Source organism: Binatus sp. (SeqCode) (assembly GCF_049584895.1).
In the GTDB taxonomy this organism is placed as follows: domain Bacteria; phylum Desulfobacterota; class Binatia; order Binatales; family Binataceae; genus Binatus.
Genome location: NZ_JBAUYR010000096.1, coordinates 1 through 14,271 on the forward strand (window position 1 = coordinate 1; position 14,271 = coordinate 14,271).

Consider the following 14,271-nt stretch of genomic DNA (forward strand, 5'->3'; position numbering starts at 1 on the left):
CTCGGCAAGGTGCATCCGAATCCCGCAATCCAGGGCAACATCTGCTTCTCGTTTCTCGCCGAGAAGGTGTACGAAGTTTCGCGGGTGGTATCGCTCGGCGACGAAGAGACCGAGATCGTACTGGTCCCGATGCGCGAAATCCCAAAGCTGATTGCCTCAGGCGATATCATGCACGCACTGACAATCGCCGCATTCTCGTTCCTGCACGTCTACAACCCGCCCCCCAAGCGCCGCCGCATAAGGTAGTTCCCAAAAAACTCTTGTTCCCCTTCCCGCTCTCGGGAAGGAGATTAGGGGTAAGAGAGAGCGGGCGCGGCCGGGATCGCTCGGCCACGCCCGCCCTTGTTCGGCTGACTCGGAACTCGGGTGAAAGAGTCCGCGTCTGCCCTCACTCAGTGATTATCGTCGTTATCCAGCGGCACCCCCGGCAGCACCTGGGTACCCTCGGTTTGCACCGCCTGCAGGGCAAAAGGATCGAGTCCCAAGGCCTTCAGGACAGTAGGCGCCACCTGACGCGTCTCAACCGGGAGCGTGTTCGTGCCGGCTTTGAATGATGGGTTCGAGACCAGCATAATCACATTGACGTCGTCGTGGGCGAAGCCGCCGTGCTCCGCGAGTTTTTTGCTGCTGTTCGAGTAAGTCACGCCAATATTGGGAGTGATCAAAATATCGGGCGTGCGCGAATCGCCTATGTTCCAGTACAGGCCAATCGACGGGCCCGAGAATATCTCGCCGATGCCCGCTATGTTGTCGCTGACCGGAGACGCGAGCTCGAGCGTGCTGACAGCAGTAGCGGTATCCGCGGGATTTTGCAGCCAGAGCAGCGCTACGTCATCCTCGGTCGGTCCGATCGCGCTGTTTTCCGAAGGCGCCAGAAACGTGCTGAGGATCGAGGCCGGATCGTTGGGGCTGCCATTGGGTTTGTAGCGGCTGGAGTCGACTGGCGACTGCCCATGCTTGGCCGTGATAATCACCAGCGTCGAATCGATCAGATGTTGCGCCTTCAGTTCCGAAACCATCGATCCGATTGAGGAATCGACGAACTCGATTTCCTGGAGCAGCGAGCCGGTCGGGGTCCCGATCGAATCGGTATAGCCGCCTGTGAGGGTATAAGGCGCGGGTACCGTCGGCCCGTCCTTGTAGATCAGTTTCTCTCCGATGCTTACCGACTGGAAGTTCATGCCAAAGATATTGGGCACCGGCGCGTGCGCCGTGCCGTCGTGGTTCATGCCTTTGATCTCGTTGAGGATGGCGCTCACCTTGAGGCCGTCATAGCACTGGATGTTTTGGAAGCTCCCGGTGTAGTCATCGGCCGCGGCTACCGCGAATTGATCCGGCAGGAACGGTTTGCCGGCCTTGGTGCACTCGGGGATGACCAGCTGCGGCGGTGCCGCGACTGCAAAATTCTGAGAGCTGGAGTTTATTTCCGGTGAGTAGTAATCGTCCACGTTTGTGTCAGTTGACGTACCCGTCGGGCCACCCACGGCCGAATAGGAGGGATGCTTGTCAGACCAGGCAGTGTAACCTCGCGCGGCGTGTATGACGCCGTAAATCGTATTGTCGCGGACGAAATTCCACGGATAGACCGGATTGCAGTTCGTGTCGCGTTCCAGGCGGGTCGAATCGATCGAGTTAACCCCGCCGTCGCCACTCGGCGCGCCACCGTTCAGAAACATTTGGCTGTTGATTCCTGGGATATTGATGTTGATGCCCTCGTCGAATTCGGTCGTCGTGCCGATTGCGCTTCCAGGCGTGCAAGGTCCCGCCGGCAACCCATTGCCGGTCGCGTTCAGCGGCGGATTGAGCGCCCGATCGAAAGCGACATCGTAATTGACACCCATCGTGCGAGGGGTACCGCCGGTCATGAGCGCCATCAGGCCGGGAAATGAATCGGAAGGCTTCGAAGTCGAGGTATTTATGTAATTTATGCCGGTCGTCCCAAGCGCCGTAAGATTCGGACAGGTGCCGTTGGCTGAGCAGTTGAGGTAATCCAGCGCGTGCATCCCGTCGACACTGATCAGCAGCACGTGTTGGATTTGGTTGTGGTAGCCGCCCCCTCCGCCGCCCGGGCCATGGCCGTACGGATCGGCCAGCACGCCTGAGCCCGACATCGTCGCCAGCATGCATACGCTGGCGATCAGGCTCACGAGACGTCTCTTGTTGTTGGGTCCTCTCTGTTTCACCTGTAATTCCTCCGCTACGGTTAGGATGCGTTTAGATCCAGAGGACATAGCGGACGCGATCGCATGTACCGATGACCGCCTCGTTAAGCTGAGTTAAAGTTCGCGTTTTTAAAGTGTGACTGACATGCAATGCTCGATCGGATCATCGGCGCAGCGAAATATTCGCAACGGCGCGTAGCTGCGCGGTGCATCGTGTCGTCAGGTTTAATCGTCAAGAACGATGTCCGTGGATTAGTGGCTCAGTACCTGAGTGAACCATTCCGCGCGCCGGCCGATGAAGCACTAGCCAGCGCTCAGTTTGATGGGCAGCCCTCGGGAATATTGACCGATCCTTCGACAAAATTCTCTAGATTCACTCCCGACGGTATGAAAGCCATTCCGCCAGGATCGGACATCCCATTAACAATCGGCGTGACAAATCCGGTAGTGAGATTGGTTTGCGAAACGAATGACTCGATAGGATTTGCCGCGGTCGGCGTCGCGAAAACACTCACTGCCGAATAAGCGCTCGCAGCAAAGTAGGGTGCGGTGATCGCATAGACCGCATTCAATCCCTTGTCCGCAACCAGCAATTCACCCTGGCTTTGCGTCGTGAACACGGTGTCGTCGAGCTGCGTGTTTCCAATTGTAGGCCCGCCTACTTCCGAGGTCATCGGAACGACGAATGCGTTTTGGCACTTCAGCCCGGGGTGCTGCACGATTATCAATTCGCCGTCGCCCTGCGAAGTCATAACCAGTTCGCCCAGAGGATCCACGATCATCGAGTCAGGATCCTGAAGATTGAGCGTCTCCGGCATTCCGGTGATCACATTAGTAACCGAGGCGTCGCCATTCAGGATGCCGGTCAAAACCGTTTTTTTGCCCTTGAGAGTGAGCGACACGATTGCCGGCGCGGTATTCGGATTGATCGTCGGCGCTGACGCGCTGATATAGATTTCCTTATTGTTGAAATCAATATCGTCGTAGCCTCCGCCGTGCGGCCCGGTCCCGAGCTGATAAATGGTCTGCTTGCCGGACTTCAAATCGATTATCGATAGGTTGGTGTTACCGTCCTCGTTCTGAAGGGCCCATAGACTCTTGTCTGACGGGTTGTACCTGAGCCCGTCATTGTGACCGACGATATTGCTGAAATTATGGATCATGTTCCCTTGGAAGTCGTACTCGATCACATTGCTCATTGCTCCGCCGGAGCCGTCCGGCGCACCACCGTTGCCGTATCCGACAAAAACATTGGTCGAGCTGAAGGTTATCGAATCGGGCGCGCTGACACCCGATGGCGCCGTCGCGAAAGTCGTAACCGAGTAGGGCGGGACCGCAACAACCTGAGCCCGGCTGCTGGCCGGTATCAGCGCGATCACAATGCCGGCGAAAACGATCGGAAAACCCGCTGCGCAATAACGTTTGATTCGGGTGGCGATGGGTAGTTTCAGCATTTGATTAACCTTGGTTAGGGATCATGCAGCTCGCATTGAATTAACGCGCCCCAACTTAGGCTGCTGTCCGCGCATAAGGTCGCCTCTCCAAATCAACGAACGGTTAAATCTTAGTTACGGTAGCTGGCGCCTGCTGCGTGAACCGCAGAACCCTCACCTACCGGCCGCGATGCGGCCGGCCGCTGGCATTGCGCACGTGGCACAGGTCAGCCTGTGATTCTTTCCTGGATTTGCATGGACCAGAAAATCACAGGCTAAAGCCTGTGCCACCAAAATCAAGAACCTGAGAGCAACGTCCTCGCCATTTTGCGATTAGTACTGGTGCAGGGGTCACCCCTGCCCAAGGAGGTGCGGAACCCACGGCGGGTTCCGCATTAGATAAAGTGATTTCCCTTCTCAGCCTTTACCGGTTTGCGCTGGACGCTGCCCGTCGCGAATAATCGCGTGCATGGAATATGACGTAGTCGTTCGCAATGGCGTCGTGGTCGACGGCAGCGGCGCGCCCCGCTTCAAGGCCGACGTCGCGATCAAGGATCGTAAAATCGCCGCGCTGATCGATCCTGCCGACGCTGCGACCGCATCCGGCGCGCGAGAGATCGATGCGACCGGACTCATGATCGCGCCGGGCTTTATCGATTTGCATTCGCATTCCGACTGGGTCCTGCCGATTGCCGATCACGGCCAAATCCTGAAGCCGTTTCTGCTGCAAGGCGTGACGACCTTCGTCGGCGGCAACTGCGGATTTTCAGTAGCGCCCGTGATGCGCGAGCGGCAGCGGATGCTCGACGAATCGGGCCGCCTGTGCGCCGAGCGCAAGTTCGACTGGGAATGGGACGACGTGGCGGGCTTCGCCGCGCATCTCAAGCGCCAGGGGCTCGCGCTCAACGTCGCGCATCTGGCGGGGCATGGAAGTATTCGCCTGAGCGTGATGGGCTCGGACTCTGGAGAGCCTTCGGCCGAGCAGTTGCGCGCGATGCAAGCGATGGTCGAGCGTGCGATGGCCGATGGCGCCGTCGGGCTCTCATGCGGGCTTGGCTATTTCCCCGGGATGATTGCGAAGCCAGCTGAGTTGGCGGCGTTGGCGCGCGTTGCAGCCGCAGCGAACGGCGTGCTGACCTCTCATCTGCGCGCATACTCGGAGCGCTCGTTATTCTTCGACAGTCGCACGCCGCACAACATCCTGGCTGTGCGCGAGATGGCCAACGTCGCGCGCGAGGCGGGCGTCCCGCTGCAAGTCTCGCATCTCATTTTCGTCGGCCGGCGCACGTGGAAGACGGTCGACGACACCATCGCCGAAGTCGAGCGTCACAAGAACGACGGCGTCGATATCGCGTTCGACACTTTCCCTTACACCTGCGGCAACACCACGATTCGTGTGATTTTCCCGGCGTGGGCGCAGACCGGACTCGAGGGTCTGCTCGATTCGTCCGACGGATGGGCAAAACTGCGCGACGGATTCCAGCCGCTCAAAACGTTCATCGCCGACTCAGTTCAACTCATGTGGGCGGTCAAGCCGGAGTTGAGTCATCTCGAAGGAAAGTTCTTCGGGGAAATCGCCGACGAGCTCAAACTCGATCCGGTCGACGCGTACCTGACTGTTACGCGCGAGAGCGGAACCCGCGCCCGCGTATTGAATCATCTATATAGCGGAGACGACTTCGGCGACGAGCACGCGCTGCAGGAAGCGATGAAGCATCCGCTGAACCTGTTCGAGATGGACACCATTCTCACTTCGCACGGCCATCACAATCCCGCGAGCTTCGGCACCTACCCGCGAATTTTGGGCCACTACGTGCGCGAGATGAAACTGCTGACGCTCGAAGACGCAGTACACAAAGCTACAGGGATGGCGGCAAAGCGGATGCGCCTGGGCGCCCGCGGCCTCGTGCGCGAAGGCTACGCCGCAGACCTGGTAATCTTCAATCCAGAGACGATAGGATGCGCCGCTGACTCAAGAACCCCAACAACAGCGCCAGCGGGAATCGAGCACGTGCTAGTGAACGGCACCGCAGTCGTCGCAGACAGCAAGTGGTGCGGCGACGGCGTGATGGCCGGCGAGTGGATTGGACGCGGATAGTTCCTCTGCAACCTAACCCCCAACCCCTTCCCTCGAGGGAAGGGGACAATCGCGCGCAGAGGCAGAGCTAGCGCTCCTCGTCTGACAACTTCTTGTCCATCTCGCGCAGCTTGGCGAGTTTCTGATCGGTCGGCTCGTTATCTTTGTTCGTGTTCGCAGCTATCGTCTTGGCGCGCTCGGTCGGCATCTCGCCGCTGACCTTTTGCAGCGCTTCCTTCGCGAGCCGCCGAACCATCGGACTCTGATCTTGGGCAACCACCGCATTCAGCAGCGGGACCGCCTTGTCGCTCCCGATTTCACCCAGCGCAAAAACCGCAGTGCCCCGGCCGCGCTCATCCTGATCTTCTCCGAGGTACTGCATTATCGGCAGCGTGCCCTGCGAATCGCCGATCCTGCCCAGCGCCGCCACCAGGTGCAGCTTGACTATGGGCTCGGTCGACCGCAGGAACAGCATCGTCGACATCGGCGGCACCGCGTCGTTCGCTTCACGCGCGCCCAGGATGTCGATAGCTTTTATCTTGACCCGCACGTCCGGGTCGGACAGCGAAGTCGTCAAAAGCTGATTGACCTTGGGATCCTGGAGAAAGCGGAGTTTCTCGAGTTCGGTAACGCGTACGGTGGGGTCGGCGTCTTTGAGTCCGAGTTCGACGTCCTTGATAATCTTGAACGGCGTTTCCGTGGTGGCGTTGGCCTGCATATCGTCGACGCCCGGCTTCACCTGCCCCTGGTGCGACATTGGATTGGAACTGAGCGCGCTGCCCAATCCCTGCCCGCCATACTGCGCGAAAGCCAGCCTGGGAACGGCAACCGCGATACCAAGCGCGAGGACAAAAAACAAATTTCGCGTGATAGTCATTTCCAGCACCTCCCCAATCGGCCAGAATTATTGGTGATCATGACTGTCATTGCAAGGAATCGCGTCCGATGGATGGGGCAGGAGAATTTGCGCCGCAATGCGCTCGCGAGCGTTCTAATAGCTGCGTTGATGCTCGCCCTGAGCGCCCTAGCAGCGCCGATGCTCGCAGTGGGCGCCTCGGATTCGAGTCCGCCGGCGGAACCCGCGCCCGCTCACAAGCATAAGCATCGTCATCTGCCGACACCTGCCCCAACTCCGATGGCGCTGCCGCCGGAAATTCAGGCGAAGGTGCCTGCGTACAAGCCGGGCCCGATTCCATTTCACGACGGCGAGCAGCTGGTCTACCAGGCGTCGTGGGTCGGGATTCCGGCGGCACAGGCGCGTCTCGAGTTCCACAAGGCTCAAAAGAACGATCAGAATCGATGGCTCGGCGAAATCTGGATCGAGACCAACGCATTCGCCGATCTGTTCTACAAGATGCGCGACTACATGAAGGAGAGCATGGCCGACGACACGCTCCACTCGAGCGGCGTCTACCTGGTCCAGCACGAAAAATCGCGCCTCAACTACTACGACGTGACGATCGATCGGCACACGCAGATCGTTACGATGACCAAAAAAAATCACAAAGGTACCCAGAGCAAGGAGTACCTCGCATCGGATCCGTGGGGACCGATTTCAGGCGCGATGATGGCGCTGACGCAGGATTTCGCGCCCGGCAAGACTTACGCCTTCGACGTCTTCAGCGGCAGCCAGCGCTACGTTTTCGCGTTCGTGGTCGACCGGCGCGAGAAGATCCACCTCGACATAGGAGACTTCGACGCCTGGAAAATCGTGCCGGACGTCTGGTACGTCAGCGACGGGGAGCTCCGCAGCGAGGCGCGCGGGACGACCCTGTGGATCTCGGCTGACGAGCGCCATCTGCCGCTGCGGATTCAGTCGCAGGCATACATCGGCTACGTCCGTGCGGACTTGATCGCAATCGACGGCAAGGGCGGCGTCGAGAGCGCGCAGAACTGATGCTCGCCGCGATTCGCTGAGCTACTATAGAGGCGGGGATCCGACGATGCCGAAAAAACTCGAATTTTTTTACGACTGCTCCAGCCCGTGGACCTATCTTGCCTTCACCAAGATCGAGGACGTCGCGCGGCGCCATGATGCGGAACTGATCTGGCGGCCGATCCTCGTCGGCGGACTGTTCAACACGGTCAATCCTTCGGTGTACGAGAGCCGCGCCAAACCGGTTCCGGTCAAGGCGAAATATTACGTCAAGGATCTTCGCGACTGGGCGAAACTCTACGGTATCAAAATCGGCAACCCCACCGTCTTCCCGGTCAATTCGGTCAAGGCGATGCGCGGTGCGCTCGTCGCCGACGAACATCGCATAATCTCCCGTTACTCGAAGCGCGTGTTCGAGAGCTACTGGACCGACGACAAGGACATCAGTCAGGACGACGTGATGCGCGAAATCGTGAAGGAAGTCGGCCTCGACGAGAAGGAATTTTTCACCAAGATCGCTTCCGAGGAGTACAAGGCCAGGCTGCGCGCCAACGTCGACGAACTGATCGCGCGCGGCGGCTTCGGCTCGCCCACGATGTTCGTCGAGGGCTCGATGTTCTTCGGCAACGACCGGCTGCCACTGGTCGAGCACGAATTGGCAGTCGGAGTCGGCGGCGCTTTGGACCAGGGATCGGGCGGCTCAACCTAGCTTCAATCGAGATCCAATGGCGCACTGGGCTGAAGGTCAGGCACGAACTAATTTGCGCGACGAATTCGGGCCGCGTGAGGCCAAGGGTGTGCGCGCGTTCGTCGCGATCCGGATGAGCGATCAGGTCGAGGAATCCGTCGCGAAAACGATTGACGAGTTGAAGCGTCCGGGCGACGGTGTCCGATGGGTCCCGCGCGCGAATCTGCACATCACGCTGAAATTTCTCGGAGCGGCGGTCGATTCGCATCGATTGCAGCAGCTCACCGCGGGACTTCATCAGCTCGCGACCAGGACCGCGCCGTTCGAGGTCGCCGCGGCGGGACTCGGCGCGTTCCCCGACCTCGAGCATCCGCGCGCGATTTGGGTTGGCTTGCATAGCGTACAATCGGGCGCGCTCGCTGCTCTCGTGGCGCGCTTGGAAACGGTCGCCGCCGAATACAGATTCGAGCGTGAGAAGCGTCGATGGAGCGGGCATCTTACGATTGGACGTGTGGGCGATCGATCGATCGCGCGCGAAACCCGCGAGGCGTTGCGCGCGTCGCAAGCCCGCGAGTTCGGCGTCTCGAAAATCGAATCGCTCACGCTCTATCGCAGCCATCTCGGCCCCGACGCCGCCCGCTACGAAGCACTGGCAACATTCCTGTTCCAATCGCGTTAGCCGCGAACTTCGCGCTAACTGGGAGTCAATATTTGTTCCTTTCGTAACACCAACGTCTGTTGTCCACACCCCTGTTGATAGGGACTCCGGCACAGATAGAGCTATCAACCTGAGTTTGTGGCAAGATTCGCAACGCAATAAACAAAATTCCACATAGGCAAAAGCGATGGCGATAGAGATCAAAAGTAAGGCGCTCGACCTGGCGCTCAGCCAAATCGAGAAACAGTTCGGCAAGGGCTCGATCATGAAGCTCGGCGAGCAGGCGATTTCCGCCGACATCGCGGTCGTACCGACCGGATCGCTCGGACTCGATGTTGCCCTCGGCGTGGGTGGATTGCCGCGCGGACGCGTCGTGGAAATCTACGGCCCTGAGTCCTCGGGCAAGACCACGCTCGCGCTCGAATGTATCGCCGAAGCACAGAAGATGGGCGGGACGTGCGCCTTCATCGACGCGGAACACGCGCTCGACGCCGCCTACGCGCGCAAGCTCGGGGTCAAGGTCGAGGACCTGCTTATCTCGCAACCTGACAACGGCGAGCAGGCGCTCGAAATCACCGAGACGCTCGTGCAATCGGGCGCGATCGACGTGCTGGTAATCGATTCGGTCGCGGCTCTCGTGCCGCGCGCGGAGATCGAAGGCGAGATGGGCGAGCCGCAGATGGGCCTTCAGGCCCGCCTGATGTCGCAGGCACTGCGCAAGCTCACGTCGATCATCTCGCGCTCGCGCACCATCGTTATTTTCATCAACCAGATCCGAATGAAGATTGGCGTGATGTTCGGTAACCCGGAAACCACCACCGGCGGCAACGCGCTGAAGTTTTATTCGTCGGTGCGAATCGACATCCGGCGAATCGGCACGATCAAGAATGCGACCGAAGTGATCGGCTCGCGCACCAAGGTCAAAGTGGTGAAGAACAAGGTCGCGCCGCCGTTCCGCGAGGCCGAATTCGACATCCTCTACGGCACCGGCATTTCAAAGGAAGGCGAGCTGGTCGATATGGCCAGCGAGCACAACATCATCGAGAAGCTCGGCGCCTGGTACTCCTACGGCGGCGAGCGCATCGGCCAGGGCCGCGAGAACGCCCGCGACCTGCTCAAGGCAAATCCGAAACTGGCCGAAGAAATCGAAGCCAAGGTCCGCGAGAAACTTGCGGCCAAGCCAGTCGCGCTGCCGCCGGAGGCCGCAGTCGAGGAGCCGGAAGAGCCGCCAGCTCAGGCGCCAAAGAAAAAAGGCTAACTAATCGTATGTGAAACCCGCGGTGGGTTTCACGCTTCCTTCGGCAGGGGTGACCCCTGCACCCGGTGAAAAGTACTAATCGCAAAATGGCGAGGACGCCATTTTGCTCTCAGGCTCTTTTTCCTTTGTCATTCAGAGCGAAGCGAAGAATCCCGGATCCTTCCGAACCTCTTATCTTCACATCGCAATATGGAAATGCGCGAGGATGGCCGGCCCGTTATGCGAGAGTATCCGCGATAGCGCGAACAGCAGCCCGAAGAACGCACCGAACAGACCGCCGTTGACGCGAATCCAATCCAGATGCGTCCGTGTCTTCGACTCGATCTGAATCCTGATCTGATCGTCCGACAGCCGCGCGAGGTTCTCGCGCACCATATGCGTAATCTGCCCGCGGCTGGCCTCGACTGTCCGCCGCACCAGGTTGTCGATCAGCTTTTGCGCAAATTGATTTGCGTAGCTGTCGCGTTCGTGAAGCTGAGCTCCGAGCTCGTGGATCGCGCTTTCGATCGTTTCGCGCAACTCGGGGTCGTTTTGCAGCTCGGGCAGCCGTTTGCGCAGATTTGCCGCGATACGCGAGCCGATCGACTCCGCGCCGAACCGCCCCATCACCGCGTAGATCCGCGTGACCGTCTTGGGCAGCATCCTTTTCAGAACTTTCTCGAGGCGATCGCGCTTCTCCGGCGATTCGAGGTAGTCGATCGCGTTGCTGATTAGCCGCTCGAGCCCGGCTTGCCCCAGGATGTCGTTGAGCTTCAACTCTTGCAGATACGTGCCGAGCCGGCGCACGAGATCCATGTCGCTCAGCTTGCGCCCGATCATTTGGGGCGTGAGCCATTCGTTTTCGATCGTCGCTGCGATTCCGTCGACCAGCTTTTCGCGATTGCGCGGCAGCACGCCCGAGTTCGGCAGATACCATCGCCGCTCGAAGATCATTTTGAGCGCGATATAGTCGCAGAGCCCGCCTATCAAAGCCGCCTCCGCCATCGAGACCGCAATTTCGGACGCCGTCTTGAAATGGGTAAACATAAGGGCGGCGAGGCTGACGAGATAGACGAAGAACGAAAATGCCAAGGTCAAATCGCCCTTGTGCATGAGAAAAAAGTTGGTAAAGGAGAACGGCTCGCGGGTGCGGGTAGGCGCATCGACACTGATGTTCATAAGATCCAGTGTGTCCGACGCATCGCATCGGGCCAACTGGTCACCGCAGTGAGAACGCTGCTTACCTCTTCACCGGAAACGCAAAAAAAGATCCGGGATTCTTCGCTTCGCTCTAGAATGACACGGGGAAAGAACCTGAGAGCAAAATGGCGTCGTCGCCATTTTGCGATTAGTACTGGGTGCAGGGGTCACCCCTGCCCAAGGAGGCGCGGAACCCACGGTGGGTTCCGCATTCAATTGAGTGATTTACCCTTCCCCAGCTAGAATGGATCCTTCATGCGCTGGACTACTGCAAAGATAAGACAATCGTTTCTCGATTTTTTCGCTGAGCGCGGTCATACGATCGTGCCCTCCGCCTCCCTGATTCCCAAGGGCGATCCGACGTTGCTGTTCGTCAATGCCGGGATGGTTCCGTTCAAGGATTATTTCCTCGGCGTGCGGACGCCGCAGCACCTGCGCGTCGTGGACGTTCAAAAATGCCTGCGTATATCGGGCAAGCACAACGATCTCGAAGCGGTCGGCCGCGACACTTACCACCACACGTTTTTCGAGATGCTCGGGAACTGGTCGTTCGGCGACTACTACAAGGAAGAAGCGATTCGATGGCATTGGGAGCTCATCACCAAGGTCTGGGGAGTCGACCCGAGCCTCCTCTACGCGACCGTTCACAAGGACGACAAGGAAGCCGAGGACATCTGGATCAAGCTGAAGGTGCTGCCGCGCGATCGGATTCTGCAATTCGGCGACAAGGATAATTTCTGGGAGATGGGCCCGACCGGGCCATGCGGTCCCAACTCGGAAATCAGCATCGACCGCGGCGAGGGCGCGTGTAGCCCGGAAAAAAATCACCCGGGTCAGAAATGTTTCGTGAACGTCGACGGATGCGAGCGCTTCATCGAGATCGGCAACCTGGTTTTCATTCAGTACAATCGCGATGAGTCCGGGAAGCTGACTCCGCTACCGAAGAAGCATGTCGATACGGGCACCGGGCTGGAGAGAACCGCGGCCGCGCTACAGAGCATCGAGGCCGGCAAGGTCCTCGGCAACTACGATATCGATCTGTTCCAGACGATCATCAAAAAAATTGAGATCGCCGCAAAGGAACTCGGCGACGGCCACGCGTACGGCAAGAATGTCGAAAGCGACATCTCTTATCGCGCGATTGCGGATCATGCGCGCACGATGACCTTCCTCATCGCCGACGGCGTCACGCCAGGCAACACCGATCGCGAGTACGTGCTGCGCCGGATCATCCGACGTGCTGCCCGTCACGGGCGCTATCTTGGAATCCATCGGCCGTTCCTCGCGATGGCGCATGCGGGCGTCGTCGAGGCGATGGGCGACGCGTATCCGGAGATTAAGAAGGCGGCCGCGAAGACTGCCGAAGTGATTACGCAGGAAGAATCGCGCTTCGGCGAGACGCTCGATCGCGGTTTGGAACTGATCGACACCGAACTCGCGCACATCAAGAAGGGCGGCGGCCACACGCTGCCCGGTGAGATTGCGTTCAAGTTGTACGACACCTACGGCTTTCCGCTCGATCTGACCGAGGACGTGCTGCGCAATCACTCGATCGACGTCGACGTCGCCGGCTTCAACATCTTTATGGACCAGCAGCGCACGCGCTCACGAATCGTTCGAGCAGGCTTGCAGGGTATAGCTCGCGGCCCTAGCCAATTTGAAAACGAGGGTCTCTCGTCGCGCTTCGTCGGCTACCACTCTTACGAAGGCGAGTCCGAAGTGCTCGCGGCGGGAGGCAGGGACGGCGATCAAGTCGCAGTCGTCGTCGCGGAGACGCCCTTCTATCCCGAGGGCGGCGGCCAAATCGGCGATCGCGGCGTAATCGAGTCCGCGTCGGGCGCGATTCTCGAAGTGTTGGACACGCGCAAGGCTGAAGGCTCCATCGTTCACGTCGGACGCATTCTGCGCGGTGACGCCGGCGACTTCGCCCGCGGCGCGCGCGTCAAACTCAAGGTCGATAAGCTCCGGCGCGACGCCGCGCGGCTCAATCATTCCGCGACGCACATCCTCCACTACGCGTTGCGCGACGTGCTCGGCAGTTCGGTGCATCAGGCGGGCTCGCTGGTCGATCCCGACAAGCTGCGCTTCGACTTCGCGCACACCGGCCCGGTCAAAGACGACGCGCTCGCGACCATCGAGGAGGAAATTAACGCGCGCATCCGCGAGAACGCCGAAGTGACGGTCGAGGAGATGGCTTACGACGACGCAATCAAGGCAGGCGCGCTCGCATTCTTCGGCGACAAGTACGGCGACCGCGTGCGCGTCGTGCGGATGGGCGACTTCTCTGTCGAGCTATGCGGCGGCACCCACATCTCACGCACCGGTGACGTCGGGATGTTCAAACTCGAAGCTGAATCGGGAGTCGCCGCTGGCGTGCGTCGAATCGAAGCGGTGACCGGACAGGGCGCGCTCGAAACAATTCGCAAGCGCGAGAAAATCCTCGAAGAGATCGGCGCTCAACTCGGCGCGCGCGACGGCGCAGCAGTCGATCGCCTCGAAAAACTGCTCGCTCGCGAAAAAGAACTCGAGAAAAAACTCCGCGCGATGGAGCAGAAGCTGGCTTCAGGAGCCAGCGGTGCCTCGTCGGAAGAAACCGTCACGGAAGTTGGCGGCATCAAGGTCGTAACCCGCAAACTGGATGGCGTCGATCCGCGCATGATGCGCGAAATCGCCGATCGGATGCGTCAGAAGCACGGCTCCGCTGTGGTCGCCCTCGGCTCCGACTTAGGCGATGGTAAAGTCGCGCTGCTCGTCGCAGTAACCCCCGATCTGACATCGAAAATCAAAGCCGGCGACATCATCAAGAACATCGCGCCAATTGTCGGCGGCACCGGCGGCGGCCGCCCCGACCTCGCCCAGGCCGGCGGTCGCGACGCAACAAAACTCGACGAAGCGCTCGCCAAAGTCGCGACGCTAGTGTCGTAGCTTCTGGCGAACCTG

10 protein-coding genes and 1 pseudogene are annotated in these 14,271 nt (G+C 59.6%); 7 read left to right on the top strand and 4 right to left on the bottom strand.

Translation table 11 applies throughout. The features are described 5' to 3' along the window. Positions 1-246 (top strand): annotated as a pseudogene (locus WB650_RS16445) (NUDIX hydrolase); the annotation flags it as partial. Positions 247-392: 146 nt separating this feature from the next. Here WB650_RS16445 and WB650_RS16450 read toward each other — a convergent pair. Both WB650_RS16450 and WB650_RS16455 read right to left on the bottom strand, forming a co-directional pair. Further along, complete coding sequence (locus WB650_RS16450) at positions 393-2,183, bottom strand: alkaline phosphatase family protein (RefSeq protein WP_423961241.1); 1,791 nt, start codon at positions 2,181-2,183, stop codon at positions 393-395. A gap of 293 nt (positions 2,184-2,476) precedes the next feature. Continuing rightward, positions 2,477-3,616, bottom strand: a complete 1,140-nt coding sequence (locus WB650_RS16455) for a hypothetical protein (protein WP_422304817.1) — start codon at positions 3,614-3,616, stop codon at positions 2,477-2,479. A 448-nt stretch (positions 3,617-4,064) separates the two neighbouring features. On the opposite strand from WB650_RS16455, the gene WB650_RS16460 reads away from it, so the two are divergent. Then, a complete protein-coding gene (locus tag WB650_RS16460; RefSeq protein ID WP_422304819.1) occupies positions 4,065-5,693 on the top strand; it encodes an N-acyl-D-amino-acid deacylase family protein in 1,629 nt (542 codons plus the stop codon). 67 nt (positions 5,694-5,760) lie between these two features. On the opposite strand, the gene WB650_RS16465 is transcribed toward WB650_RS16460, so the two are convergent. Further along, complete coding sequence (locus tag WB650_RS16465) at positions 5,761-6,549, bottom strand: HEAT repeat domain-containing protein (protein WP_422304821.1); 789 nt, start codon at positions 6,547-6,549, stop codon at positions 5,761-5,763. 39 nt (positions 6,550-6,588) lie between these two features. Between WB650_RS16465 and WB650_RS16470 the strand changes: the two genes are divergently transcribed. The 4 genes from WB650_RS16470 to recA all read left to right on the top strand — a co-directional run bounded on the left by WB650_RS16470 (position 6,589) and on the right by recA (position 10,152). Further along, a complete protein-coding gene (locus WB650_RS16470; RefSeq protein WP_422304823.1) occupies positions 6,589-7,569 on the top strand; it encodes a DUF3108 domain-containing protein in 981 nt (326 codons plus the stop codon). 46 nt (positions 7,570-7,615) lie between these two features. Beyond that, on the top strand, positions 7,616-8,257 hold the full coding sequence (locus tag WB650_RS16475; protein WP_422304825.1) for a 2-hydroxychromene-2-carboxylate isomerase: 642 nt from the start codon (positions 7,616-7,618) through the stop codon (positions 8,255-8,257). A 16-nt stretch (positions 8,258-8,273) separates the two neighbouring features. Then, entirely contained in the window at positions 8,274-8,915 is a 642-nt protein-coding gene (gene thpR / locus WB650_RS16480) for an RNA 2',3'-cyclic phosphodiesterase (RefSeq protein WP_423961244.1), read from the top strand. 166 nt (positions 8,916-9,081) lie between these two features. Next, positions 9,082-10,152, top strand: coding sequence for a recombinase RecA (gene recA / locus WB650_RS16485; protein WP_422293253.1), 1,071 nt, complete (start codon positions 9,082-9,084; stop codon positions 10,150-10,152). 177 nt (positions 10,153-10,329) lie between these two features. Here recA and WB650_RS16490 read toward each other — a convergent pair whose 3' ends face one another. Continuing rightward, positions 10,330-11,310 carry a DUF445 family protein gene (locus WB650_RS16490; RefSeq protein ID WP_422304829.1) on the bottom strand — a complete coding sequence of 327 codons (981 nt, stop codon included), beginning with the start codon at positions 11,308-11,310 and terminating at the stop codon, positions 10,330-10,332. A gap of 276 nt (positions 11,311-11,586) precedes the next feature. Between WB650_RS16490 and alaS the strand changes: the two genes are divergently transcribed. Then, positions 11,587-14,256 carry an alanine--tRNA ligase gene (gene alaS / locus WB650_RS16495; protein ID WP_423961247.1) on the top strand — a complete coding sequence of 890 codons (2,670 nt, stop codon included), beginning with the start codon at positions 11,587-11,589 and terminating at the stop codon, positions 14,254-14,256. Positions 14,257-14,271 lie beyond the last annotated feature (15 nt).

Excerpts from the sequence above, each read along its gene's own strand:
- WB650_RS16455 (WP_422304817.1), bottom strand. The coding sequence starts at position 3,616 with ATGCTGAAACTACCCATCGCCACCCGAATCAAACGTTATTGCGCAGCG.
- WB650_RS16460 (WP_422304819.1), top strand. The coding sequence starts at position 4,065 with ATGGAATATGACGTAGTCGTTCGCAATGGCGTCGTGGTCGACGGCAGC.
- WB650_RS16465 (WP_422304821.1), bottom strand. The coding sequence starts at position 6,549 with ATGACTATCACGCGAAATTTGTTTTTTGTCCTCGCGCTTGGTATCGCG.
- WB650_RS16470 (WP_422304823.1), top strand. The coding sequence starts at position 6,589 with ATGACTGTCATTGCAAGGAATCGCGTCCGATGGATGGGGCAGGAGAAT.
- WB650_RS16475 (WP_422304825.1), top strand. The coding sequence starts at position 7,616 with ATGCCGAAAAAACTCGAATTTTTTTACGACTGCTCCAGCCCGTGGACC.
- thpR (WP_423961244.1), top strand. The coding sequence starts at position 8,274 with ATGGCGCACTGGGCTGAAGGTCAGGCACGAACTAATTTGCGCGACGAA.
- recA (WP_422293253.1), top strand. The coding sequence starts at position 9,082 with ATGGCGATAGAGATCAAAAGTAAGGCGCTCGACCTGGCGCTCAGCCAA.
- WB650_RS16490 (WP_422304829.1), bottom strand. The coding sequence starts at position 11,310 with ATGAACATCAGTGTCGATGCGCCTACCCGCACCCGCGAGCCGTTCTCC.
- alaS (WP_423961247.1), top strand. The coding sequence starts at position 11,587 with ATGCGCTGGACTACTGCAAAGATAAGACAATCGTTTCTCGATTTTTTC.